The organism is Massilia sp. CCM 8734, assembly GCF_011682155.1.
Taxonomy (GTDB): domain Bacteria; phylum Pseudomonadota; class Gammaproteobacteria; order Burkholderiales; family Burkholderiaceae_D; genus Telluria_A; species Telluria_A rubra.
Genome location: NZ_WHJI01000041.1, coordinates 23,355 through 47,222, shown reverse-complemented (window position 1 = coordinate 47,222; position 23,868 = coordinate 23,355). Strand labels below are relative to the sequence as shown.

The 23,868-nt window shown below is 65.7% G+C and carries 27 protein-coding genes; 21 read left to right on the top strand and 6 right to left on the bottom strand.

What is annotated here, in order from left to right:
• Nucleotides 1-125 precede the first annotated feature (125 nt).
• The 6 genes from hpnC to F2P46_RS28475 all read left to right on the top strand — a co-directional run bounded on the left by hpnC (nucleotide 126) and on the right by F2P46_RS28475 (nucleotide 5,245).
• Entirely contained in the window at nucleotides 126-935 is an 810-nt protein-coding gene (gene hpnC / locus F2P46_RS28500; RefSeq protein ID WP_166896630.1) for a squalene synthase HpnC, read from the top strand.
• Between the two features lie 109 nt (nucleotides 936-1,044).
• Nucleotides 1,045-1,878 (top strand): presqualene diphosphate synthase HpnD, encoded by an 834-nt coding sequence (hpnD, locus tag F2P46_RS28495; protein ID WP_166896628.1) that lies wholly within the window; start codon nucleotides 1,045-1,047, stop codon nucleotides 1,876-1,878.
• Complete coding sequence (gene hpnE / locus F2P46_RS28490; protein WP_166896626.1) at nucleotides 1,871-3,199, top strand: hydroxysqualene dehydroxylase HpnE; 1,329 nt, start codon at nucleotides 1,871-1,873, stop codon at nucleotides 3,197-3,199. Before hpnD ends, hpnE begins: the two co-directional genes overlap by 8 nt.
• Before the next feature lie 124 nt (nucleotides 3,200-3,323).
• Nucleotides 3,324-3,461: a hypothetical protein gene (locus F2P46_RS28485; RefSeq protein ID WP_166896625.1), complete on the top strand. Its 138-nt coding sequence runs from the start codon at nucleotides 3,324-3,326 to the stop codon at nucleotides 3,459-3,461.
• An 18-nt stretch (nucleotides 3,462-3,479) separates the two neighbouring features.
• Nucleotides 3,480-4,418, top strand: a complete 939-nt coding sequence (locus F2P46_RS37980; RefSeq protein WP_229509501.1) for a DUF1700 domain-containing protein — start codon at nucleotides 3,480-3,482, stop codon at nucleotides 4,416-4,418.
• Nucleotides 4,419-4,438: 20 nt separating this feature from the next.
• Nucleotides 4,439-5,245, top strand: coding sequence for a head GIN domain-containing protein (locus tag F2P46_RS28475; protein WP_166896623.1), 807 nt, complete (start codon nucleotides 4,439-4,441; stop codon nucleotides 5,243-5,245).
• Here F2P46_RS28475 and F2P46_RS28470 read toward each other — a convergent pair.
• On the bottom strand, nucleotides 5,232-6,470 hold the full coding sequence (locus F2P46_RS28470) for a TIGR03862 family flavoprotein (RefSeq protein ID WP_166896621.1): 1,239 nt from the start codon (nucleotides 6,468-6,470) through the stop codon (nucleotides 5,232-5,234). The genes F2P46_RS28475 and F2P46_RS28470 overlap by 14 nt on opposite strands.
• 137 nt (nucleotides 6,471-6,607) lie before the next feature.
• On the opposite strand from F2P46_RS28470, the gene F2P46_RS28465 reads away from it, so the two are divergent.
• The 5 genes from F2P46_RS28465 (at nucleotide 6,608) to F2P46_RS28445 (ending at nucleotide 10,084) form a co-directional block, all read left to right on the top strand.
• Complete coding sequence (locus F2P46_RS28465; RefSeq protein WP_166896619.1) at nucleotides 6,608-6,994, top strand: hypothetical protein; 387 nt, start codon at nucleotides 6,608-6,610, stop codon at nucleotides 6,992-6,994.
• On the top strand, nucleotides 6,991-7,194 hold the full coding sequence (locus F2P46_RS28460) for a helix-turn-helix transcriptional regulator (RefSeq protein WP_166896617.1): 204 nt from the start codon (nucleotides 6,991-6,993) through the stop codon (nucleotides 7,192-7,194). Before F2P46_RS28465 ends, F2P46_RS28460 begins: the two co-directional genes overlap by 4 nt.
• Nucleotides 7,191-8,120 (top strand): alpha/beta fold hydrolase, encoded by a 930-nt coding sequence (locus F2P46_RS28455; protein ID WP_166896615.1) that lies wholly within the window; start codon nucleotides 7,191-7,193, stop codon nucleotides 8,118-8,120. Before F2P46_RS28460 ends, F2P46_RS28455 begins: the two co-directional genes overlap by 4 nt.
• A gap of 116 nt (nucleotides 8,121-8,236) precedes the next feature.
• Nucleotides 8,237-9,163, top strand: a complete 927-nt coding sequence (locus F2P46_RS28450) for a hypothetical protein (RefSeq protein WP_166896613.1) — start codon at nucleotides 8,237-8,239, stop codon at nucleotides 9,161-9,163.
• Nucleotides 9,164-9,331: 168 nt separating this feature from the next.
• Nucleotides 9,332-10,084 carry a tetratricopeptide repeat protein gene (locus tag F2P46_RS28445; protein WP_166896611.1) on the top strand — a complete coding sequence of 251 codons (753 nt, stop codon included), beginning with the start codon at nucleotides 9,332-9,334 and terminating at the stop codon, nucleotides 10,082-10,084.
• 135 nt (nucleotides 10,085-10,219) lie between these two features.
• On the opposite strand, the gene F2P46_RS28440 is transcribed toward F2P46_RS28445, so the two are convergent.
• Nucleotides 10,220-10,933: a GntR family transcriptional regulator gene (locus F2P46_RS28440; protein ID WP_166896609.1), complete on the bottom strand. Its 714-nt coding sequence runs from the start codon at nucleotides 10,931-10,933 to the stop codon at nucleotides 10,220-10,222.
• 185 nt (nucleotides 10,934-11,118) lie between these two features.
• On the opposite strand from F2P46_RS28440, the gene dctP reads away from it, so the two are divergent.
• From dctP to F2P46_RS28390, 10 genes are read left to right on the top strand one after another with little or no spacing between them, the layout of a single operon-like run.
• Entirely contained in the window at nucleotides 11,119-12,135 is a 1,017-nt protein-coding gene (dctP, locus tag F2P46_RS28435; RefSeq protein WP_166896606.1) for a TRAP transporter substrate-binding protein DctP, read from the top strand.
• Entirely contained in the window at nucleotides 12,132-12,710 is a 579-nt protein-coding gene (locus tag F2P46_RS28430) for a TRAP transporter small permease (RefSeq protein ID WP_368737967.1), read from the top strand. The genes dctP and F2P46_RS28430 overlap by 4 nt, the downstream gene beginning before the upstream one ends.
• Complete coding sequence (locus tag F2P46_RS28425) at nucleotides 12,707-14,056, top strand: TRAP transporter large permease (RefSeq protein WP_166896603.1); 1,350 nt, start codon at nucleotides 12,707-12,709, stop codon at nucleotides 14,054-14,056. The genes F2P46_RS28430 and F2P46_RS28425 overlap by 4 nt, the downstream gene beginning before the upstream one ends.
• The gene (gene mdcA / locus F2P46_RS28420; RefSeq protein ID WP_166896601.1) at nucleotides 14,057-15,724 is read left to right on the top strand and encodes a malonate decarboxylase subunit alpha; all 1,668 of its coding nucleotides are present in this window, start codon (nucleotides 14,057-14,059) and stop codon (nucleotides 15,722-15,724) included. It begins immediately after the preceding gene.
• Nucleotides 15,725-15,739: 15 nt separating this feature from the next.
• Entirely contained in the window at nucleotides 15,740-16,054 is a 315-nt protein-coding gene (mdcC, locus tag F2P46_RS28415; RefSeq protein WP_166896599.1) for a malonate decarboxylase acyl carrier protein, read from the top strand.
• Nucleotides 16,051-16,962 (top strand): biotin-independent malonate decarboxylase subunit beta, encoded by a 912-nt coding sequence (locus F2P46_RS28410; RefSeq protein WP_166896597.1) that lies wholly within the window; start codon nucleotides 16,051-16,053, stop codon nucleotides 16,960-16,962. The genes mdcC and F2P46_RS28410 overlap by 4 nt, the downstream gene beginning before the upstream one ends.
• Nucleotides 16,959-17,675 (top strand): biotin-independent malonate decarboxylase subunit gamma, encoded by a 717-nt coding sequence (gene mdcE, locus F2P46_RS28405; protein WP_166896595.1) that lies wholly within the window; start codon nucleotides 16,959-16,961, stop codon nucleotides 17,673-17,675. The genes F2P46_RS28410 and mdcE overlap by 4 nt, the downstream gene beginning before the upstream one ends.
• Nucleotides 17,659-18,309 (top strand): malonate decarboxylase holo-[acyl-carrier-protein] synthase, encoded by a 651-nt coding sequence (gene mdcG / locus F2P46_RS28400; protein ID WP_166896593.1) that lies wholly within the window; start codon nucleotides 17,659-17,661, stop codon nucleotides 18,307-18,309. The genes mdcE and mdcG overlap by 17 nt, the downstream gene beginning before the upstream one ends.
• Nucleotides 18,306-19,169, top strand: a complete 864-nt coding sequence (gene mdcB, locus F2P46_RS28395) for a triphosphoribosyl-dephospho-CoA synthase MdcB (protein ID WP_166896591.1) — start codon at nucleotides 18,306-18,308, stop codon at nucleotides 19,167-19,169. Before mdcG ends, mdcB begins: the two co-directional genes overlap by 4 nt.
• Nucleotides 19,166-20,062 carry an acyltransferase domain-containing protein gene (locus F2P46_RS28390; RefSeq protein WP_166896589.1) on the top strand — a complete coding sequence of 299 codons (897 nt, stop codon included), beginning with the start codon at nucleotides 19,166-19,168 and terminating at the stop codon, nucleotides 20,060-20,062. The genes mdcB and F2P46_RS28390 overlap by 4 nt, the downstream gene beginning before the upstream one ends.
• Before the next feature lie 5 nt (nucleotides 20,063-20,067).
• Here the strand turns inward: F2P46_RS28390 and moaD are convergent, their stop codons facing one another.
• From moaD to F2P46_RS28370, 4 genes are all read right to left on the bottom strand, one after another.
• Nucleotides 20,068-20,325, bottom strand: a complete 258-nt coding sequence (gene moaD, locus F2P46_RS28385; RefSeq protein WP_166896587.1) for a molybdopterin converting factor subunit 1 — start codon at nucleotides 20,323-20,325, stop codon at nucleotides 20,068-20,070.
• A 6-nt stretch (nucleotides 20,326-20,331) separates the two neighbouring features.
• Nucleotides 20,332-21,588 carry a gephyrin-like molybdotransferase Glp gene (gene glp, locus F2P46_RS28380; protein WP_166896585.1) on the bottom strand — a complete coding sequence of 419 codons (1,257 nt, stop codon included), beginning with the start codon at nucleotides 21,586-21,588 and terminating at the stop codon, nucleotides 20,332-20,334.
• Nucleotides 21,589-21,592: 4 nt separating this feature from the next.
• On the bottom strand, nucleotides 21,593-23,068 hold the full coding sequence (gene thrC / locus F2P46_RS28375) for a threonine synthase (RefSeq protein WP_166896583.1): 1,476 nt from the start codon (nucleotides 23,066-23,068) through the stop codon (nucleotides 21,593-21,595).
• 136 nt (nucleotides 23,069-23,204) lie between these two features.
• Nucleotides 23,205-23,810 (bottom strand): hypothetical protein, encoded by a 606-nt coding sequence (locus tag F2P46_RS28370; RefSeq protein ID WP_166896581.1) that lies wholly within the window; start codon nucleotides 23,808-23,810, stop codon nucleotides 23,205-23,207.
• Nucleotides 23,811-23,868 lie beyond the last annotated feature (58 nt).

The window sequence follows — 23,868 nt, the reverse complement described above, 5'->3', positions numbered from 1 at the left end:
GCCATCCTGGCGATGATGTCGAGATGCTACTACTCGTTCGGCCCTGAGAGCTAACTGACTTTCTGGTTAGTAATTATAATCCTGCAAGTTTTATTTGCAAATGACTTTTGCGTCATTAATTACCCATGCCTGTCGATCACTACGAGAATTTCCCCGTCGCCTCGATTTTGTTGCCCAAGCGGCTGGTGCCGGCGGTCGAAGCGATTTACGCCTTTGCCCGCACGGCGGACGATATCGCCGACGAAGGCGACGCCAGCGGCCCCGAGCGCCTGGCCGCCTTGAGCGCCTACGAAGCCGCGCTCGACGCCATTGGCCGTGGCGAGCACCAGCGCGACACCCTGTTCCGGCGCCTGGCCGAAGTGATTGCCCAGTACAAGCTGCCGCTGCAACCATTTTACGACTTGCTCTCCGCGTTCAAGCAAGATGTGGACACCAAGCGTTATCCGAACTTTGACTTGCTGCTCGACTATTGCCGGCGCTCGGCCAATCCGGTCGGCTTGCTGATGCTGTCGCTCTACGGCGCTGTCGATGACGCCAACGTGCGCGACTCGGACGCCATTTGCTCGGCGCTGCAGCTGATCAACTTCCTGCAAGACGTCGGCATCGACCGCCAAAAAGACCGTATTTACATCCCGATGGATGACTTGCAGCGCTTCGGCGTCGCGCCGGCCGAGCTCGATAAGCAGAATACCGGCGGCAACTGGCGCGCGCTGATGGCCTTCGAAGTGGCGCGCGCGCGCGCCCTGATGCAAAGCGGCGCCCCGCTGGCGCGCCGTTTGCCGGGCCGCATCGGCTGGGAATTGCGGCTGGTAATCCAGGGTGGCTTGCGCATCCTGGAAGAAATCGAAAAAGCCGGTTACGACGTCTTTAACCAGCGCCCGCAGCTCAAAACGCTGGACTGGATGGCGATTCTGTGGCGCGCGCTGCGGATGTGAACCGCTGTATCGGCCCTTGCCAGTGAAAAAACCGCCATCGCCCCTCTCGTCCGGGGCGCATCGGCTATAGAATAGCGGCTTCGCTTCGCGCACCCTTGCACTTTTGACCATGTCTCCTGACGAATACTGCCAACAAAAGACCGTCCAGAGCGGCTCCAGCTTCTATTACAGCTTCCTGTTCCTGCCACCGGAGCGGCGCCGCGCGATCACCGCGCTGTACGCCTTTTGCCGCGAGGTGGACGACACGGTCGACGAATGCACCGACCAGTCGATCGCGCGCATCAAGCTGGCATGGTGGCGCACCGAACTGGCCACTATGTACGCCGGCGCGCCCACCCACCCGGTCACGCAAGCCTTGCAGCCGCACCTGACGGTCTATAACCTGCAGGAACAGCACATGCAGGCCATCGTCGACGGCATGGAAATGGACCTCGACCAGACCCGCTACCTCGACTACACCGCCATGAAGCGCTACTGCTGGCACGTGGCCAGCGTGGTCGGCATTCTGTCGGCCAGCATTTTCGGCGTGAGCAATCCGAAGACCCTGGAATACGCGGAACAGCTGGGCCTGGCGTTCCAGCTGACCAACATCATCCGCGACGTGGGCGAAGACGCGCGCAAGGGCCGGATTTACCTGCCCGTGAACGAATTGCAACAGTTCGGCGTGACGGCGGCCGACTTGCTCAACGCCCGCCACAGCGACAAGTTCGAAAACCTGATGCGTTTCCAGACCGAACGCGCGCAAAAAATCTACGACGAAGCGTTCGCCCTGCTGCCCAAGGAAGACCGGCGCGCACAACGTCCCGGCCTGATGATGGCGGCCATCTACCGCACCGTGCTCGACGAGATCGAGCGCGACAATTTCCATGTCTTGAGCCAGCGCATCTCGCTTACGCCGCTGCGCAAACTCTGGCTGGCGTGGAAGACCTACATCCGTGGCTGACGCCGCTGCCGTAACAGTCGCGGTCATCGGCGCCGGCTGGGCCGGTTGCAGCGCGGCCGTCGAACTGGCCCGCGCCGGCTGCAAGGTCAGCTTGTTCGAAGCGGCCCGCACACTCGGCGGACGGGCGCGCGCGGTCGAGGTCCAGGGCCGCCAGCTCGATAACGGCCAGCATATTTTGCTGGGCGCCTACAAGGAATCGCTGCGCCTGATGCGCGTGGTGGGCATCGACACCGGCGCCGCCATGCTGCGCCTGCCCTTGCAGATGCGCTACCCCAAGGGCAGCGGCGGCATGGATTTTGCGGCCCCGCGCCTGCCGGCGCCCTTGCACCTGGCGATCGCCCTGCTGCGCGCCGGCGGCCTGGACTTTGCCGACAAGATGGCGCTGGCGCGCTTTTCCTCGACCGCGCGCTGGATGGACTGGCGCCTGCACACCGACTGCAGCGTCAGCGAACTGCTGGAACGCTACGACCAGACCGAGCGCCTGATCGAACTGATGTGGCGGCCGCTGTGCCTGGCCGCGCTCAACACCGCGCCCGAACGCGCCTCGGCCCAGGTGTTTCTGGCTGTGCTGCGCGACAGCCTGGGCGCTGCCCGCTCCAGTTCCGACATGTTGCTGCCGCGCCTGGACCTGAGCGCGCTGTTTCCCGTGGCTGCCGCCGCCTTCGTCGAAAGCCGCGGCGGCAGCGTGCGCGCCGGAGCCAAGGTCGCCTCGCTTGCAGCGAACAAGGGCGGCTGGCTGCTTGGCGACGGCGAGCCGTTCGACGCCGTGGTCATCGCCACGCCACCGCCGGCCGCCGCCCTATTGCTGGAACAAGCCGGCGCGCTTGAGGTGGCGGCCGCGCTCGGGCACTTCGAGTACGAGCCGATCACCACCTGCTATTTGCAATATCCTGCCGCCACGCGCCTGGAACTGCCCTTCTACGCCCTGCGCGACAATGCCGCCAGCGGCCACTGGGGCCAGTTCGTGTTCGATCGCGGCCAGCTCGATCCTGCCCAGGCCGGCATGTTTTCCGTCGTCATCAGCGCCTCGGGCGCAGCCTCGGAACTGGGACGCGAAGCGCTGGCCCAGGCCGTCGCCGAGCAACTGGCCGCCGTGTTAAAACGCCCGGAACTGGCGCGGCCCGACTGGGTCCAGGTGATCAGCGAAAAACGCGCCACCTTCGCCTGCACGCCCGGCCTGGCGCGCCCGGCCAACGCCACCGGACTGGCGCGCCTGGCGCTGGCCGGCGACTACACCGCCAGCGACTATCCGGCCACCATCGAGTCGGCCGTGCGCAGCGGCGTGGCCGCCGCCCGCCTGCTCACAAGCAAGAGCAAATGAACGACTGTCCCCCGATTTGGTCGTTTGCGGCGCTCAAAGTGCAGCCTGTCGCATTCCGCTGGAGCTGAGCTGTCCGTTTTCGTACAGTAGCACCATCGAAACAGGTTTTTTACACGGACAGCACATGAACATCGCACTCGGACTGCGCGCACTCGCTTTACTGGTTTTTGTTGCCGCGAGTACCTTTGTTATCGTCATGCCGCACTTGCTCGGCGGCGACTTGCAGATTTTCCATTCGGGCGTGGCGCTCAGCCACTCCTGATCCAACCAGGCGATCATCATGGGCAAACTCGAATATCTCGACGCGCTGCGGCGCGCCATGGCGGGCATTTCCGCCGACACCCAGGCCAAGACCCTGGCCTATTACGAACAGCGCTTCGTCGACGGCGTGGCCGCCGGCCGCACCGAAGAAGACGTGGCCGCCGAACTGGATGACCCGAAAAAGATCGCCATGACCCTGCGCGCCAGCGTGCACATGCATTCTTTCGAGCAAAAGAAGAATCCCGCCAACCTGTTGCGCCTGCTGGTGTCGATCGTCGGGCTGGGCATTTTCAACCTGTTCATGGTGGTGCCGGCGCTGGTGTACGCGGCCTTCCTGGCGATCCTGTACGCGGCCGGACTGGCGTTTTACGTGGCCGGCATCGCCATCACCGCCAGCGGCCTGTCGGGCGCCAACGAACTGGTGCTCGACGGCCCATTCCGCGAGATTATCCTCAGCAACGCGTCCGATGAAGACCGCGACAAGCTGCAGGCGATCGTCTCCATCGGCGAGGAAGGCGTGCAATTTCACCAGGAGCGCATCAGCAAGGACGATGACGAACAGGCCAAGGCCAAGGCCGAGGCCGCCGCCATTCTCGACGCCGGCGACGTGGTCGAAAAAGCCATCGCCAGCGGCGGCGAAGCGGCCAGCGTGGCGCGCGAAGCCGGCGACGCGGTACGCGGGGTCGCCCAGGAAGCGGCGGCGAGGGGTTCGGAAGCAGGCGGCGCGCAGCCCAGGAAGCGCAGCGTGGTGCGCCGCGCCGAAGAGGCGGCCGGGCGCGGCGTGCGCATCACCACCGAACTCGAACCCGGATCGCGCACCACCCAAACCTTTTTCGGCCTCGGCATCGTGCTGGCCGGAATCGTCATCTTCCTGCTGTGCCTGGTCATTACGAAATACACGCTGATCGGCATCCGGCGCTATGTCGACATGAATGTGTCCCTGCTCAAGGGCAACTGAATCCGGAACCGGAGAATCTGATGCGCTCATTACTCAAAGTCGGCTTCGGCCTGCTGCTCCTCGCGTTCGTGCTGATCGGCCTGTTCTACGGCATGTTGCGCGCCCAGGGCACGACCCGCCCGAACAATCCCGAAGGCCGCATGGTCGCCAGCGAAACGCGCGCCGTGGCCGCCAACATCACCACCATCACCCTCGGCGGCCCGATCGACATGACCCTGCGCCAGGGCGCGGTGCCGTCGCTGACGGTGCGCGGCGAACAGCGCCTGCTGGGCAATGTGGAGACGCTCAGCGAAGGGGGCAAGCTGCATATCGATACCAAGGGCATGCTGCTGCACCATAAACAGCCGCTGCAAGTGGTGCTGGTGCTGCCCGCGCTCGATAGCCTGCAGATCCGGGGCAGCGGCGACAGCACCGTCAACGGCTTTAACGGCGACAAGCTGGAACTGCAATTGCACGGCTCCGGCAACGTCAAGTTCAACGGCCGCTACCGTGAAGTGGAAGCCGAACTGCAAGGCAGCGGCGACATTGAACTGAACGGCGGCAGCAGCGACAAGGTCGAGGTCAGCGTGGTCGGTTCGGGCAGCATGACGGTGGTGGGCGCGGCGAAAGCGTTCAAGGTGTCGCAGATGGGTTCGGGCGACCTGGACGCCGAGCACCTGAGCGCGGATGCGGTCACCATCGACCTGATGGGTTCCGGCAGCGCCATCGTGCAGGCCCGCAAAAGCGCCTCGGTCAACCTGCGCGGCAGCGGCGACATCAGCGTGCATGGCAATCCGGGCGAGCGCAACATCACCAGCAAGGGCTCGGGCGACGTCAGTTTCGAGTGAGCCACTTCAAGGCGCCGAGGCCGGCGGCGCGCCCGCTGGCAAAGCAGGCGGTGAGCAGGTAGCCGCCGGTGGGCGCCTCCCAGTCGATCATTTCGCCAGCGGCAAACACGCCCGGCACGGCGCGCAGCATGGCGTTGGCGTCGAGCGCGTCGAAGCGCACCCCGCCGGCGCTGCTGATCGCCTCGTCGATCGGGCGCGCGCGTTGTAACACCACGGGCAGCATTTTCAGCGCCTGCGCCAGGCGCGCCGGGTCGCCGAATTCGGCCGCCGACAGGCATTCGCGCAGCAATCCCGACTTGACGCCCTTGATCCCCAGCCGGCTTTGCAGATGGCTCGACATCGAGCGCGACCCGCGCGGGTGCGTCACTTCATCGAACACCTTGTCAGCGCTGAAATCGGGCGCCAGATCGAGCCAGATGGTGGCGCTGCCGTTGGCGGCGATCTGCTCGCGCAGGCCGGCCGACAAGGCGTAAATCAAACTGCCTTCGACCCCGCCGGCGGTGATGACGAACTGGCCCTGGCGCTTGTGCGGGGCGCCGTCGGCGCCGAGCGCGGTGACCGCCACGGTAGTTAGCGGCGCGCCCGCATGGCGGCTGCTGAAATGCGCGCTCCAGTCGGTGTCGAAACCACAGTTCGACGGCGCCAGCGGCGCCACCGGCACCGCGCGCTCTTGCAAGAGCGGCACCCAGGCGCCGTCCGACCCCAGGCGCGCCCAGCTCGCGCCGCCCAGCGCCAGGATGACCGCGTCGAAGGTCGCCTCACGCTCGCCGTCCGGGGTGGCGAAGCGCAGCGCGGCGCCGTTCCAGCCCAGCCAGCGATGGCGCATGTGAAATTGCACCCCGCCCTCGCGCAGGCGGTGCAGCCAGGCGCGCAGCAGGGGCGCGGCCTTCATATCGGTCGGGAACACGCGCCCGGAGGTGCCCACGAACGTGTCCACGCCAAGGCCGGCAATCCAGTCGCGCACGGCCTGCGCATCGAACAGCGCCAGCCACGGCGCCACCTGGCCGGCGCGCGCGCCATAGCGCTGGCCGAATGCAAGGGCCGGCTCCGCGTGCGTGATATTCATGCCGCCCTTGCCCGCCAAAAGGAATTTGCGCCCGACCGACGGCATGGCGTCGTACAGCTCGACCGCCACTCCGCCCTGGCTCAACACTTCGGCGGCCATCAGGCCGGCCGGACCGCCGCCGATGACGGCGACGCGGGCTTGGGTAAGAGTTTCGGGCATGGCATTCTCGGTGCGGCGGTTGGACGACCCGCATTGTAGTCGACTTCGACAGGCGAAAAACAGATGTAAAGCATGCTTGACATCGCATGCTTTGCTGCCTACCATGTAAAGCAGACTTGACAATCACGGAGACGGACATGCACGAAAAGATCATCGGCCAGCGCTACCTGCGCGAGCTGTTCGGCGCCATTGGCGTCTATTGGCTGCTGCTGACCTTGTCGATCGTGTTCGGCAAAAACCTGCCCAACGGGCCGGCGCGCACGCTGATCCTGGCCATTCCCGTGATCGGCGTGGCGCTGGCCGTGTGGGCGATCGTGCGCCAGATGCGCCGCGTGGACGAATTCGTACGCATGGTGACGCTGCAAAACATCGCGATGGCCGCCGCCATCACGGCCAGCCTGACCTTCAGCTACGGCTTCCTGGAGCTGGCGGGCTTTCCGCGCGTGTCGATGTTCGTGGTGTGGCCGCTCATGGCCGTCAGCTGGCTCCTGATCGTTTTGGTGCGCAAGATCACAAACCAATGAACAACACCATCCGCGCCTTGCGCGCGCGGCATGGCTGGAGCCAGGCGCACCTGGCCGACCTGCTGAAGGTATCGCGCCAGACCGTCAACGCCATCGAAACCGGGCGCTACGACCCGAGCCTGCCGCTGGCCTTTGCCATCGCCCGGCTGTTCGCGCAACCGCTCGAATCCATTTTCCATCCCGACCAGGAGACACCATGATTGTTCGTTTTGTCATCGCACTGATGTTCGCGGCCAGCGCGCCCGCCTTCGCCGCCGATGCGCCACCGACAACAAGCAACCGCTTCGCCGCCACCCTCGTTCCGGCCGAACGCTTCGACATCGGCGCCATGCAGGTCGAACGGCACGGCAAGGGCAAGCGCGCCCTGATCCTCATTCCGGGGCTGGCCAGCGGGTCCTGGGCCTGGCAAGGCACGGCGCGCCGCTTCATGGGCGAGTACAGCGTGTACATCGTCACCCTGCCCGGCTTCGACGGCCGCGCGCCGGCGCCGGGCAAGCAAATGGAAGCGGCCCAGCGCGCGCTGGCGCAACTGATCGACACGCGCAAACTGGTCAAGCCGGTGCTGGTCGGGCACAGCCTGGGCGGCGTGCTGGCCTTCTCGCTGGCGGCGCAGCGCCCGCAAGATATCGGCGGCGTGATCAGCATCGACGGCTTGCCGGTCTTCCCCGGCGCCGAAGACCTGACGCCGCGCCAGCGCGAGCAGATGGCGCAGCAACTGGCGCGCCGCATGGTGCCGGGCGACCAGCGCGCGTTCGCCGCGCAACAGCAGGACTATATGCGCGGCATCGGCGTGATGGACATGGCGCGCGCCGACGAACTGGCCAAGCTGAGTGCGCGCAGCGATCCGGGCGCGGTGCTGCAGTATATGGCCGAAACGTTCGCCATGGACCTGCGCCCGGCGCTGTCGAAAATCAGCGCGCCGGTGCTCCTGATCGCGCCGTACTTCGATGCCGACGCCAGCGCCCACGAGCTGACCGAAGAGACCAAGAAGGCCTACTACGCCTCGCTGATCGAGGCGGCGCCGACGGCGCAGGTGGTCACGGTGGCGCCGGCCCGGCACTTCGCCATGATCGACCAGCCGGAACAGGTGAACGAGGCCATCGCCCGCTTCCTGAAAAACCTCTGATCGTGCGTCCGGCTGCTACGCGCGGTGGCGTTTTTTGCTACGCGATGCAGCTTTGACAGTTATCAAGAATGGCATTGCACACTGCTGGTTCCCGCTGTATCAACCCTGGAGACCACATGAAACGTGCACTGGCCATTCTGGCGATTTGCGCATCCTTCACCGCGCTGGCGGCACCCGCCGCCGCACCATCGGCCACCGTCCGTGCCGGCGCCACCGTGCGCCTGGACCCCACCGCGGCCAACGTCAAGCGCGTGCGCGCCGCACTGCGCGCGGCCCGTTCGGAAGAGCACAAGATCGACCAGATCCGCCTGCTCGGCAGCCTGTACTCGCGCAGCAATGCCTCCGGCATGAACGACACCATCGTGGGGGAGCTGCGCACGCTGGCCGCCTCGCCCAGCCGGCGCATCGCGCGCAGCGCCATCTATCCGCTGGCGCAGGCCGTCGGCGCCGACGAAACCATCGAGATCCTGCTGCGCGCCAAGCGCGCCGGCCTGATGGAAAGCGAAGAAATCGCCGGCGAACTGGCGCGCGCCCTGCGCTTCGCGCCGCGCGAACAGCAGTTGCGCTACGTACAGCTGATCGCCGCCGAACAATCGCGCTACGGCGTGGACGTGATGATCATGGGCTTCGGCAGCGAGCTGCTCGACCCGATGCTGCCCGAAACACGCCAGGCCGTCGGCGAACTGCTGCGGCGCACCCGGGTCGACTTCCCGCGCGCGGCCGGCAGTTTTGGCTACGTGGACGCGATCCGCTACGCCGGCTGGCTGCACGCCAGCGCCCTGACCGAGCAATGGATCAGCCGCCAGCCATATGAAGTGACGGTCATGGCGCACCTCGACGACCCGGAGCTCGACCCGCGCAAACTGATCGCCTACCTCGGCACGCCCGAAGGCAAGGAGCTGATGGCCCGGGTCGGCCGGCGCGCCCCGTTCGCCGGCGCGGTGCGGCGCGCCAGCGGCTACGCCGACGCCCATCCCCACAGCCTGCACGTAAAAAAGCTGGTGGCCGATATCGTCGGCACCTGGCACAAGCTGCCGGCGTAGCGCACCGTGACGCCGCCTGGCCACGCCCTGCGTCGCCAGGCGCAAGCGACAGGAACTTTCAGCGGCAGTCACGATCAACTGGCTAGGACACTGGAAATCCTTCTGATTGCGTACAGATTAATTAATTGATAAAATGAAACTTTTACAATAACGATAAGTGGAGCGATTGTGCCCATTCTTGGTGTCGGTTTGCATATCCTGGTTGCGCTGTACTTCGCGGTCCATGTCGTTCGTTCCCGCCGCGAGCTGTACTGGCTGCTCATCCTGTTCTCGTTCCCTTTGCTTGGTAGCGTGGTGTATTTCTTCGCCATCTACCTGCCGCAGTCGCGGCTCGACCAGGCCCTGACCCGCGCCGGTCGCAGCGTGCTCAGCACTTTAGACCCTGGACGCGCCGTACGCGATGCCCGGGATGCGTTCGAGCTCACGCCAACCGCCCATAATCAGACGCGGCTGGCTGGTGCCATGCTGGAGGCGGGCATGGCCGCCGAGGCGGCGCAGCAATATGAAGCGTGCCTGCAAGGCCCGTTCGCAGGCGACCCCGACATTCGCTTCGGCGCGGCGCAGGCATTGCTGGCCAACTCCCAGGCTGCCGAGTCGGTGCGTATGCTGACGACGCTGCGCGCCAGCCATCCCGCTTTCCGCCAGGACAAACTGAGTTTGCTATTGGCGCAGGCATATTCCAGGGCGGGCCTGAACAAGGAAGCGGCGGAGGAATTTGCGCATCTCGTCGAGCGTTTCCCCGGCGTGGAGGCAAGGGTTGAGTATGCCGTCTGGGCACTGGAACACAAGGAACCATTGCTGGCCGACGAACAGTATCGCGAACTGGACCACCTGCGCAAGCATATGAACAAACACACCCGCTCACTTCACGCCGATGTGTTTAAAAAGCTGGACGCGGCACTCAAAACGCATCGGCAGTAAGCCCGGCACACGCACGAAAAGCGCGCAAGGGAGTAACCGTCCAGCACGGCTCCTCCCGTCTGCGATCGAGGCGGCATCGCGCCGGCACAGAGCCTTGGCGCATCAACATTGCCGTCGGGTCAGCCCGGCATGTTTCTAAGGGATGGGGGCAGCGCCGCGCTGCGTGCCGTCCGCCGCGCCCGGCTCCAGCAGCTCGCCCGCCGCCAGTTGCGGCAGGGACGCCATCAGGTCGGCGAAGCGCTGGCCCTGGATCATCACGTGGCTGCGGGTGAGCTTTTCGGCCTTGTCGCCATCGCCGGCCAGGATCGCCTGCACCAGGCCATCGTGTTCCTCATACGAGGCCGCGACCCGGTCGCGCACGCGCAGTTGCAAGCGCCGGTAGGGGCGCAGGCGGCGGTACAGGTTGCGCGTCTGCTCCAGCAGGAACTGGTTATGGCTGCCCGCGTAGATGGCTTCGTGGAAGGCTTCGTTCTTGTAGTAGTACGCGTCCGGATCGCTGGCGTCGCGCGCCTCGCGGCAGGCCAGGTGCGCCGCCAGCAGCCTGACATGGTCGGCCGCCGTCATGCGGCGCGCCGCCAGCCGGCTGCAGGTCGCCTCCAGCTCCGACATCACTTCGAACATCTCCACCAGCTGGTGCGGCCCCAGTTCGGCCACCACCGCGCCGCGCCGCGGGCGGATCACCACCAATCCCATCGACGACAACTGGATCAGCGTTTCGCGGATCGGCGTGCGCGACACGCCGAAGCGCGCGGCCAGTTCGGTCTCGTCCAGATGCTGGCCGGGCGCCAGTGCGCCGACCGCAATCAGCTCTTCGATCTTCTCGCGAAGTATTACGGAGCGGCTACTCATGTGTATTTACTGTCACCGGTTGTATACAAGATTTCATTATAAAAGCACGATAGAACTTGACAAGCTATTTTTAGAAATATTACTGTATACCAAGAAACGACGTTTGCATGCGCTAAATACTGCGTGTGCCGCGTCGTCGTTCGATGTAGTGCCACCCGCGCAGTTTCCATCATCTTGGAGGATGTATGACCGTAATGACCCGCAGAACCGTGCTTGCCGCGCTCGCCTCGAGCCCACTCTGGATGCACAATGCCTGGGCCCAGACGACCAGCCTGAAAATTTCGCACCAGTTCCCCGGTGGCACGATCAGCGAAGGCGACTTCCGCGATCGCCTGTGCCGGATGTTCGCGGCCGAAGTGGAAAAACGCAGCAAGGGCGCGCTCAAGTTCTCGATCTATCCGGGTTCCTCCCTGATGAAGACCAATTCGCAGTTCTCGGCCATGCGCAAGGGTGCGCTCGACCTGTCGCTGGTGCCGCTGTCGTACGCCGGCGGCGAAGTCCCGGAAGTCAACATCGGCCTCATGCCCGGCCTGGTCACCACCTACGAGCAGGGTTACAGCTGGAAGAAAGCCGAAGTGGGCAAGGAACTGGCGCGCATCCTGGCCGAAAAAGGCATCGTGGTCCTGAGCTGGATCTGGCAGGCCGGCGGCGTGGCGTCGCGCAGCAAGCCAATCATCGAGCCGGAAGACGTGCGCGGCATGAAGGTGCGCGGCGGCTCGCGCGAGATGGACCTGATCCTCAAGGCCGCCGGCGCCGCCGTCGTTACCTTGCCGTCGAATGAAATCTACGCCGCCATGCAGACCGGCGCGATGGATGCGGCGCTGACCTCGTCCACCTCGCTGATTTCGTTCCGCCTGGAGGAAGTATCGAAAGCGCTGACCACCGGTCGCGGCGGCGCGTACTGGTTCATGTTCGAGCCGCTGATGATGTCCAAGGCAATCTTCGATCGCTTGAGCAAGGAACAGCAGGCGCTCATGATGGCGGTCGGCGGCGAACTGGAAACCTTCGCGCGCACCTCGGCCCAGGCCGACGATGCGGCCGTCGCCGCCGTGTACCAGAAAGCCGGCGCCAAGGTGGTCGACCTGAACGCGACCATCGTCAAGAAATGGCAGGCCATTGCGCGCACCACCGCGTGGACCGACTATCGCGAGAAGAACGCCAACTGCGCCAAGCTGCTGGCACTGGCCGAGAAGACCTTGTGAGCCACGGCTTCGAACTGGCGCCGGCCAAAGGGCCGGCGGTGCCGGACCACCCGGTCCTGGCGGCCATCTCGCGCGCGCTCGACCGGATCAACGCCATGCTGCTCATGCTGTCGATGGCGGCCCTCGTCATCACCGCGCTGGTGCTGACGTATTCGGTGGTGTCGCGCTACTTCTTCAAGCTGCCCACCGACTGGCAGGATGAAGCGGCGGTGTTCATGCTCGTTGGCGTGACCTTCTTCTGCACCGCTTACGTGCAGTCGCTGCGCGGCCATATCGGCATCGAGGCGCTGGCAAGCTTGCTGCCGCCGAAGGTCAACGCGGTGCGCCTGTTCCTGGTGGACGTGATGTCATGCCTGTTCTGCGCCTTCTTTTCGTGGAAGTCGTGGACCCTGTTTCACGAAGCCTGGGTCGACGGCCAGACCACCTCGTCGACGTTCGCGCCGCCGCTGTGGATCCCGTACGGCATGATGGCGCTCGGGATTTCGCTCCTGACGCTGCAAATCCTGGTCCAGGTCCTGGCCCATATCACCAATAAACCCGCCAACAACCCGGCCGACCAGCGGAGCGCTCCATGACCGACCTGACCCTCGGCGCCCTGTACGGCGTCGTCACCCTGATCGTCATGTGCTCCGGCATGCCGATCGCCTTCGCCCTCGGGGTGGTGGCAATTTCCTTCATGTTCTTTTTCATGCCGTCGTCGTCGCTCGACACGGTGACCCAGAACGTGTATGAAGAAATGGCCTCCATCACCCTGCTGTCGATCCCGCTGTTCATCCTCAAGGGCGCGGCGATCGGCAAGTCACCGGCCGGCAAGGACCTGTATTCGGCCATTCACACCTGGCTGCACAAGATCCCCGGCGGCCTCGGTATCGCCAACGTGTTTGCCTGCGCGCTGTTCGCGGCAATGGCCGGTTCGTCGCCGGCGACCTGCTCGGCCATCGGCTCGGCCGGCATTCCCGAAATGCGCAAGCGCGGCTACTCGCCGGGTTTCGCGGCCGGCATCATCGCCGCCGGCGGCACGCTCGGCATTTTGCTGCCGCCGTCGATCACCATGATCCTGTACGCGGTGGCGGCGGAACAGTCGCTCGGCCGCCTGTTCCTGGCCGGAATCGGCCCCGGCGTCCTGCTCGTCGCCCTGTTCTCCGGCTATGCGGTTTTCCGCGCGCGCAAGGAGTACGCCATCGCCAAGGCGATCTATGAAGCTGGCGGCGACAAGTCGCCTTACCTCGACACCGAGCACTTCACCCTGCGCGAAAAGGTCGAAATGCTGCCGCGCGTGCTACCCTTTATCGTCCTGCTGATCGGCGTGATGGTGGCACTCTACGGCGGCTACGCCACCCCGTCCGAAACGGCCGGTCTCGGCGCCCTGCTGGCGCTGGTGCTGATCGCGGTGGTCTACAATGTGTGGCGCCCGAAGCAGCTCATGCCGATCCTGTCGTCGACCATCAAGGAGTCGACCATGCTGTTGTTGATCATCGGGATGTCGCTGCTGTATTCGTACGTCATGAGCTACCTGCATATCAGCCAGTCGGCCGCGCAGTGGGTGGTGGACATGCACCTGTCGCGCTGGGTGCTGCTGTCGGTGATTTTGCTGATGGTGGTGGTGTTCGGCTTCTTCCTGCCGCCGGTATCGATCATCCTGATGACCGCGCCAATCATCCTGCCGCCGCTGAAAGAAGCCGGCTTCGACCTGATCTGGTTTGGTATCGTGATGACCGTGGTGATGGAAATGGGACTGATTCACCCGCCGGTGGGCTTGAATATCTTCGTGATCAAGAACATCGCGCCCGATATTCCGCTCAAGGATGTGATCTGGGGCGTCATGCCCTTCCTCGGTTTGATGTTCGTTGCGGTGGTGCTGCTGTGCTTTTTCCCTTCGATCGCGACCGGCCTGCCTGACATGATGATGGGAGTGAAATAGATGAGTGCATCGCCAGCGAAGTGGAACACGCTGCAAACCAACCGCGCCGAACGCCTGGCACGCGCCGGCGCTTCGCTTGGCGGTGCCCTCGACGGCAAAGCCTTGCCGGCGGCGCTGCTGCCGGAACTGCTGTATGCCGTGATCGAACGGGGCGACCGCGTCTGCCTGGAGGGGAACAACCAGAAGCAGGCCGACTTTTTGGGCCAGGCGCTGGCCCAGCTCGACCCGGCGCGCGTGAACGGCCTGCATATGCTGCAATCGGTGCTGGCGCTGCCGCAGCACCTCGACGTATTCGAGCGCGGCGTCGCCGACCGCCTCGATTTTTCGTTTTCAGGCCCGCAGGCGGCGCGCGTGGCCAAGCTGCTGGCCGCCGGCAAACTCAAGATCGGCGCGATCCATACCTACCTTGAGCTGTTCAGCCGCTACTTCATCGACCTCACGCCGCGCGTGTGCCTGATCGCGGCCGAAGCGGCCGACCGCCACGGCAACCTGTACACCGGCCCGAATACCGAAGACACGCCGCCGATTGCCGAAGCGACGGCCTTCAAGAACGGCATCGTGATCGTGCAGGTGAACCGCATCATGGACACCCTGCCGCGCGTGGACATACCTGGCGACTGGGTCGACTTCGTGGTGCAGTCGCCACGGCCCTACTATATAGAACCGCTGTTTACGCGCGACCCGGCCCAGATCTCCGAGATCCAGGTGCTGATGGCGATGATGGCCATCAAGGGCATCTACGCGCCGTACCAGGTCGAGCGCCTGAACCACGGCATCGGCTTCGATACGGCCGCCATCGAACTGCTGCTGCCGACCTACGGCGAGTCATTGGGCCTCAAAGGAAAAATTGCGCGCCAGTGGGCGCTCAATCCCCATCCGGCCTTGATTCCCGCGATCGAATCGGGCTTTGTCGAATCGGTGTATTCGTTCGGCTCCGAACTGGGCATGGAAGACTACATCCGCGCGCGGCCCGACGTGTTCTTCACGGGGCCGGACGGCAGCATGCGCAGCAACCGCGCCCTGTGCCAGGCCGCCGGCCACTATGCCTGCGACATGTTCATCGGATCGACCCTGCAGATCGACTTGCAGGGCAACTCCTCGACCGCGACGCAAGGGCGCATCGCCGGCTTCGGCGGCGCGCCGAACATGGGCGCCGACGCGCGCGGACGGCGCCATGCCAGCCCGGCGTGGCTGAAAGCCGGCCAGCAGGCGCGCGAGGGCCGCAATACCATCCCGCGCGGCCAGAAGCTGGTGGTGCAGATCGTCGAGACCTTCCGCGAGCATATGCAGCCGGCGTTCGTCGACAAGCTCGATGCGTGGGAACTGGCCGAGCAGGCCGGCATGGCGATCCCGCCAGTGATGATCTACGGCGACGACGTGACCCACATCCTGACCGAGGAAGGCATCGCCAACCTGCTGCTGTGCCGCAGCGACGAGGAACGCGAGCAAGCCATTCGCGGCGTGGCCGGTTACACGCCGGTGGGCATGGGGCGCGACCGGCGCATGGTGGAAAACCTGCGCGACCGAGGCATTATCGCCCGCGCGGAAGATATCGGCGTCGACAAGCGGCTCGCCACGCGCGACCTGCTCGCCGCCAGGAACATGAAAGACCTGGTGCGCGCCTCGGGCGGTTTGTACAACCCGCCGAAGCGCTTCCGCAACTGGTAAATACTGGAGAATCTAATGGAAACGCTCGAATATCGCTTCGAACATGGCAGCCGCGTGCTGCCGGCGCAAGCGCAGGTGGTTGGCGTGGTCGGCTCGGGCAACCTGGAAGTGCTGATCGAATCGGCGCCCCTTGGCGGCGCCTGCACCATCGCCATCAAGACCGCCGCCGTGGGTTTTGGCGCCACCTGGGAAGCGGTGATGCGCGACTTTCACGAGCGCTGGCAACTGATGGACGCGCGCATCGACATCAACGACATGGGCGCCACGCCCGCCGTGGTGAGCCTGCGGCTGGACCAGGCGGTGCAAACGATGCTGGGAGAGCAAGCATGAGCAGCGCAGTCACCAGTTACATTGAACTGACCGCGCGCGAACGCCTGGCGCGCCTGTTCGACCAAGGCAGTTTCGAAGAATTTTTGCCGCCGTCGGCACGCGTGGTCAGCCCGCACCTGGGGCAGCTCGACGCGCCGGTTGCGTTTGACGACGGCGTGGCCGTGGGGCGCGCGCAGTTGAAAGGCCAGCCGGTGTTTTGCGCCGCGCAGGAAGGTGGCTTCATGGGCGGCGCCGTCGGCGAAGTCCACGGCGCCAAGCTCACCGGCCTGTTGCGCCGCGCGGTGCTCGAGAAAGCCGCCGCCGTGGTGCTGCTGTTGGAGAGCGGCGGCGTGCGCCTGCACGAGGCCAACGCCGGCCTGATTGCCGTCTCCGAAGTCATGCGCGCCCTGCTCGACGCGCGCGCCGCCGGCATTCCGGTGGTGGCCCTGGTGGGCGGCTCGAACGGCTGCTTCGGCGGCATGGGCATCGTGGCGCGCTGCGCCAACGCGGTGGTGATGTCGGAAGAAGGCCGGCTGGCCATGTCCGGCCCCGAAGTGATCGAAACCGCCTCCGGCGTCGAAGAATTCGATTCGCGCGACCGCGCACTGGTCTGGCGCACCACCGGCGGCAAGCACCGCTACCTGATGGGCGACTGCCAGGCCATCGTGCCCGACACGGTGCAGGCCTTCCGCGACGCCGCCATCGCCGCCATCGCGCAAAGTACGGCCGCCGGCGTGGAACTGAGCCTGGCCGCGCTCGAAGCCGAACAGGCACTGCTCGGCGAGCGCATCGCGCGCTTCGGCGGCTGCGCCGACCCGCTCGACGCCTGGCGCGAACTGGGCATTCCTGACCCGGCCGCCGTGCCGATGATGGAGGCCGACGCCTTTTCCGCCCTCGCGGCAAGCTACACACCGGGAGGTGCACGATGAACTGGAATGAACTGGCCGCACAACTGTTCCCCGAAGGGCATGCGATCACGGAGAGCGACAACTTCCTGAGTGGCGGCGCGCGCGTCGCCGGCGCCGACATTGCGGTGGTCGGCACCACCGGGCACGCCCCGATCGGCGTCGAAATCGCGCTGGCGCAGGCGCGCTTCGTGCTGGAGACGGTGCGCGAGCATCCGGGCCGGCCAATCCTGATCATGGTCGACACGCAGGGCCAGCGCCTGCGCCACCGCGACGAAATGTTGGGCATCAACAGCTACATGGCGCACCTGGGCAAATGCGTGGACCTGGCGCGCCGCTCCGGCCACAAGATCGTCGGCCTGGTGTACGACCAGGCGCTGTCGGGCGGGTTTATCACCAGCGGCATGATGGCCGACGCCTGCTACGCCCTGCCCGACGCCACCATTCGCGTCATGGGCTTGCCCGCGATGGCGCGCATCACCAAGGTGCCGGAAGAACGGCTCACCGAACTGGCGGCGTCGAATCCGGTGTTTGCGCCGGGGCCGGAAAACTACGCCCGCATGGGCGGCATCGAGGCGATCTGGGACGGCGACCTGGCCGCGAGCCTGGCCAAGGCATTGCGCGACGCCGGCCCCACCGATGTGCGCAGCGCGCGCGGACTGGAACGCGGCGGGCGCAAGTTGGCACAACCGGTCATCGCCGCCATCGTCGCAGGGTCGAATGTACTCGCGCCATGACCAGGCGTGGTTGAGCGGCGCCGGCTGGGCCGCCGTGCTCGATGGTGCGCCGCCGGCACATACGCCGGCGCTGGAACAATGGCGCCGGCATGACTGGCCACTGATCGTCACGCGCCGCACGCCCGACGCCGCACCCGGCGCGGTGTGCCTTGGCCTGGCGCCGCCGCCGGAGGCGGGCCGCAAGCTGCGCATCGCTTTACAGGTCGATGAGCAGTCCCTCGCCCGTGTTGAAAATGCGCTGACGCTGCGCGCCGCAGCGGGAGCGGCGCCGGCGCGCTGGGCCGCCCCACTGGCGACGCTGCTGGCCGATGCCGGCAGCATCACGCTGCGCGCCTACGGCTCGCTGGCCCTGCAAGCCGTAACAAGCCTGACTTACCTGACCGAATCGTCCGACCTCGACCTCTTGTTCACACCCGCCAGCCTGCACGAACTCGACGCCGGCATGGAGCTGCTGCAAGCGCACGCGCATCGCCTTCCGCTCGACGGCGAAATCGTCTTTCCCGGCGGCGCCGCCGTCGCGTGGACGGAATGGCGCGATGCCGCGGCTGCGGGCGCGGGTGCCCGTGTACTGGTCAAGGATGCCGGCAGCGTGCGTTTAGCGACGAGGGCGTCGCTGCGGGAACTGCTCGCATGATGGACACATCGATTCTTGTCGATACGCGCCGGCTCACCCGGCATGTGGCACGGCTGGCCATCGCCAGCCTGTACGCCGAACTGGCGCTGTACCCCAAACCGGGGCTGGTGTCGATGATCGATAACGGCAGCCACACCGACATGAACGCCGCCACCTTCATGCGCAGCCTGTTCTCGCTGCGTCATTACTTCCGCCATATTTGCCGCGCCGGCAGCCAGGGCGCGCCGTTTGCCATGCTCAAGCGGCTCGGCATCGACGCCGAGCAGCGCATGCTGCGCGCTACCGGCGGCGTCAACACCCATCGCGGCGCCATTTTCAGCCTCGGCCTGCTGTGCGCCGCCGCCGGACGGGCGTACGCCCACGGCGCCGACCTGACGGCGGCCGCGCTGCAAGCGCACCTGCTGGCCGGATGGGGCAAGGAGTTGGGCGGCCATACGACAACGATCCACCAGCTGACGAACGGACTGGCGGCCGCCGCAAAGCACGGCGCCAAAGGCGCGCGCCACGAAGCGGCCAGCGGCTTGCCGTCGGTCTTTGGCACGGGACTGGGGGCCTTGCGGCGTACGCTGCGGGAGGGGCGCAATCTGGAGCATGCCCGCATCGACGCGCTGTTCGCGCTGATGACGCACGTCAGCGACACGAATGTGGTTCATCGGGGCGGGCCGCAGGGCGCGGCCTTTGTGCGCATCCAGGCCAGCGCCTTCCGCCATGCCGGCGGCACCGCGTCAAGCGGATGGCAGGCACACGCGCTGGCGATCCACCACGCTTTCGTCGAGCGCAATCTGTCGCCGGGCGGCGCGGCCGACCTGCTGGCGGCAAGCTGCTTCGTGCATGCGCTGACCGTGGAGTACGAACGATGACGCAAGGTCTGTTCATCATGTGTTCGGGCCAGGGCGGCCAGCACGCGGGCATGTTCGACCTGGCCCGCACCGACCCGGCCGCCGCCGCCCTGCTCGACCAGGCCGGCCTTCGCATGGATAGCGCCACGCTGTTCGATAACGCGGTGGCCCAGCCATCGATCGTCGCTGCCGCGCTGGCGGTGTGGGAAGCGCTGCGCGCGCACCTGCCCACGCCAATGCTGGCCGCCGGTTACAGCATCGGTGAAGTCGCCGCATGGTCGGTGGCGGGCGCGCTGGCGCCACTCGACGCCATTGCACTAAGCCGGGTACGGGCGACGGCGATGGATGATGCGGCCCGTGCCGGGCCAGGGCAGGCGCTGGTCGCCATCAGCGGGGTGGCGATCGAGAAAGCCGCCGCACTGCTTGCGGACTACGGTTATGAAATCGCGATCGTCAACGGCTACGATGCCTGCATCGCCGGCGGGCTGGCGAGCGATCTTGCGGCGCTGGGCGATGCGGCGGCCGCCGAAGGCGCAAAACTCCAGCGCCTGCCGGTCGCGGTAGCGTCGCATACGTCGCTGATGGCGCCGGCCCGCGCGGTTTTCGACGCGGCCCTGCAATCGCTGCGCTTCGCCACGACGGCGTGTCCGGTGCTCGGCGGCGTGAGCGCGCTGGCGCTGCACACAAAAATGCAGGCCGTCGATGAATTATCGCGCCAGCTGGTGCAAACGATCCGCTGGAGCGACTGCATGGACGCGGCGGCGGAAGCCGGCGTCACGGTGGCGCTGGAACTGGGGCCGGGGTCGGCCCTGGCGCGCATGATGCAGGCGCGCCATCGGCGCATTGCCTGCCGCTCGGTGGCGGATTTTCGCAGCATCGACGGCGTGGCCGCCTGGGTCGGGCGTCAGGAATAGTCGCTTCAGCCGCCCGTCACGGGCGGGAAGAACGCCACTTCGGCGCCCTCTTCCACCACCTGGTCCGGGCCACACATGACCTGGTTGCAGGCCATGCGCAGGGCGCGCTGCTCCGACAGGGCCTGCTCCCACTTCTCGCCGCGCTCCATCAGGTGGCGGCGCACCTGGCCGACCGTGTCGATGCCTGCTGGAAGAGTAACGGTTTCCTGTGACGAGCCAAGTGCTTCGCGCACGCTGGCGAAAAAACGCAGTGTAATGTTCATCGATGCCTAATGCAGTAATTCGCTAAATGGGATGAAGCGCACGATGTCGCCCCCCTTGATGGCCTGGCCGGCGGGATTGTCGAGCAGGCCGTCGCCCCAAACGGTGGACGTGAGCACGCCCGAACTCTGGTTGGGAAACAGATCGAGCCCGCCGGCGTCGTTGATGCGCACGCGCAGGAACTCATTGCGGCGGTCGGCCTTCGGCCAGTCGAAATCGGCGCGCATGGCGTACGCACGCGGCTCGGCGCTGCCGGCGACGCCCTGCAAGCGCAGGATGAACGGACGCACGAACAGCAAAAACGTGACGAAACTCGACACCGGATTGCCGGGCAAGCCGAGGAAGAACGCCGATCCGCCATCGCGATCGACTTCGCCGAAGGCCAGCGGTTTGCCCGGCTTGACGGCGATCTGCCACATGTTCAGGCGCCCTTCGGCTTCCACCGCCGGCTTGATATGGTCTTCCTCGCCGACCGACACGCCGCCCGACGTGATGATCAAGTCGTTCTGGCGCGCGGCATTGCGCAAGGTCTCGCGGGTCGCTTCCAGGGTATCGGGCACGATGCCGAAGTCGGAAATCGCGCAGCCCAGGTTCTCCAGCAGTGCGCGCAGGGTGAAGCGGTTCGAATTGTAGATGGCGCCCGGCGCCAGTTGCCCGCCCGGCGCTTCGCCCGGCATGGTCAGCTCGTCGCCGGTGAAAAACACCGCCACCCGCAAGCGGCGGTACACCGGCAGGTTGGCCAGGCCGACCGAGGCGGCCAGGCCCAGTTCCTGGCTGCGCAAGCGCGTTCCGGCGGCCAGGATAACGCCGCCGGCTTGAATGTCCTCGCCGGCGCGGCGGATCCATTCGCCCGCCTGCGGCGCGTGCATGATGGTCACCGTATCGCCAGGACCAACTTCGCACTGTTCCTGCATCACGACCGCGTCCGCCCCTTGCGGGATCATGGCGCCGGTGAAGATACGCGCCGCGCCGCCGGCTTCCAACGGTTTGCCGACCGTGCCGGCCGGGATGCGCTGGGTGACCGTCAAGGTGGCCGCGCCGCCGGCGCAATCGGCCGCGCGCACGGCGTAACCGTCCATTTGCGTGTTGTCGGCGGACGGTACGTCGATGGTCGAGACCTGGGAGGCGGCCAGCACGCGGCCGTTGGCGCCCAGGGTCTGCACGACTTGCGTTTCATGCACGGGGCGCGCCGCGCCCTGAAGGAAGTCGAGCGCCTCGCGCACCGACAGCATCGGCGCGCGGCTCTTGGGTGATTCGTTTGCCATGCTGTTACAGACCCGTGTTGGCGGCGATGTAAGCCTGCATCTGCACCACGTCCGCCGGCAAGACGACGAACTTCTGCGGCAGCGATTCGATATCTTCGAACCCTGGCGGACGTTCGGCGTCCACGCCCAGCGCGTCGAGGATGGTTTCGTTGAATTTGGCCGCCAGCGCGGTTTCGAGCACGATCATCGGCACGCCCGGCGCCATGTACTGGCGCGCCACCTTGATGCCGTCGGCGGTGTGGGTGTCGATGGTGATGTCGAAATCGTCGGCCACGTCGCGGATGGTGTCGAGGCGATCCTTGTGGGTCGATTTACCCGACGAGAAACCGTAGTTCGACACCAGCTTGAATTCGTCGCCGTCGCTGCCCGGTTTGCCCGACAAATCAAAACCGCCCTGGGTTTCGACCTTGTGGAACAGCGCGCGCACGCGCTCGGCGTCGCGCCCTACCAGGTCGTAGATGAAGCGCTCGAAGTTGGACGCCTTGGAGATGTCCATCGACGGGCTGCTGGTGTGGTACGTTTCGGCCGACTTGCGCACGCGGTACACGCCGGTGCGGAAGAATTCGTCGAGCACGTCGTTTTCATTGGTGGCGGCCACCAGGCGGTCGATCGGCAGGCCCATCATGCGGGCGATGTGGCCGGCGCAGATATTGCCGAAGTTCCCCGACGGGACCGTGAACGAGACTTTTTGCGTATTCTCGGTGGTGGCCGCGAGGTAGCCGCGGAAGTAGTACACCACCTGGGCCACCACGCGCGCCCAGTTGATCGAGTTGACGGTGCCGATTTTTTGCTTGGCCTTGAACGGCAGGTCGTTGGAGACCGCCTTGACCAGGTCCTGGCAGTCGTCGAACACGCCTTCGACGGCGATGTTGAAGATGTTCGGATCCTGCAGGCTGAACATTTGCGCGCTCTGGAAGGCGCTCATTTTCTTGTGCGGCGAGAGCATGAACACGCGGATGCCCTTCTTGCCGCGCATGGCGTATTCGGCCGCGCTGCCGGTGTCGCCCGAGGTCGCGCCGAAGATGTTGAGCTCCGCGCCGTCCTTGGCCAGCGTGTATTCGAACAGGTTGCCCAGCAACTGCATCGCCATGTCCTTGAAGGCCAGGGTCGGGCCGTTCGACAGCGCCTGCAGGATCAGCGTTTTATCGCCGTGTTGTTCGAGGATGCGCAGCGGCGTGATGTCGGCGCTCTTTTCGCCCTTGCGCACGTTGCGGTACACCTCGGCCGTGTAGGTCTTCTTGGTGAGCTTTTTGAGGTCCGCTTCGGGAATATCGGTCGCGAACTTTTTCAGGATCTCGAAGGCCAGGTCGGCGTACGACAGCTTGCGCCAGGCATCGAGTTCGGCACCGGTCACCTGGGGATACTCGGCCGGCAGGTACAGGCCGCCGTCGGGCGCGAGGCCGCCCAGCAGGATGTCGGAGAATTGTTGGGGAGCTTGCGAAGCGGTGGCCTTGGCGGCGCGGGTAGACACGTAGTGCATAGAGTGGGTAGGTCCGTTTTGGCTGACAGCGGGGAGCAGAACAATGCGATCGGACGTTTATTATAGTGCGCTGCGCCATCGCATGCGAAATCGGCGCACATTTCCGTCTTTTGACGGCAAACACGCCGGCTTCGCCTCAGAGCCGGGCGGCTGCCGACTGATCGCGCATGGCCAGGCCGGTCATGGCGTCGAGCGCACTGACCTCGCGTATGACCTGGATCATGCGCTGCCGCAATTCCTCGGTATCTTCGATTGACAGGCAGAGCCAGCGTCCTTGGATGCCGGCCCAGACAAAATGCCGCCGCAGCGCGTCTACGAAACGAAGCGGCAAGGCCCGGTTCCCCAGAACGACGTGGGCCAGCGCCTTCGACGCGTACATCCAGTCGTCCCTGTGCAGCTTGTCGAGCGTGTCAAGAATGGCCGGCCAGGCGGCCAGCAGCGCCTGGTCGCCACCCTGATTCCAGGTCGAGAGAATGCGCCTGGACAGATCGGCGGACTTGAACGTCTCGCCGCCCGGGCGAGCCCGATCAGCCGCAGCCAGCGCGTCCTGGTAAAGGCGTCGCAGCCTGATGGCGCCGACCAGGTCGCGCCAATACGTGGGCAGGTCCGCCTGCGCGGCGTAGGCACGCTCGATCGCGGCAAAATCGGTGGTCGGTGCGATGCCCAGCGCTTGCCAGCAAAGCGTCTGATCCGGATCATCAGGCGCTGAACCGGTGTCGATAGATCCGCAAAGTGTCGTCATGCGCCGATTTTACACGGCCGCATGCAAGCGGAAAAGGCTGTCATTGTTTTACTGCTAT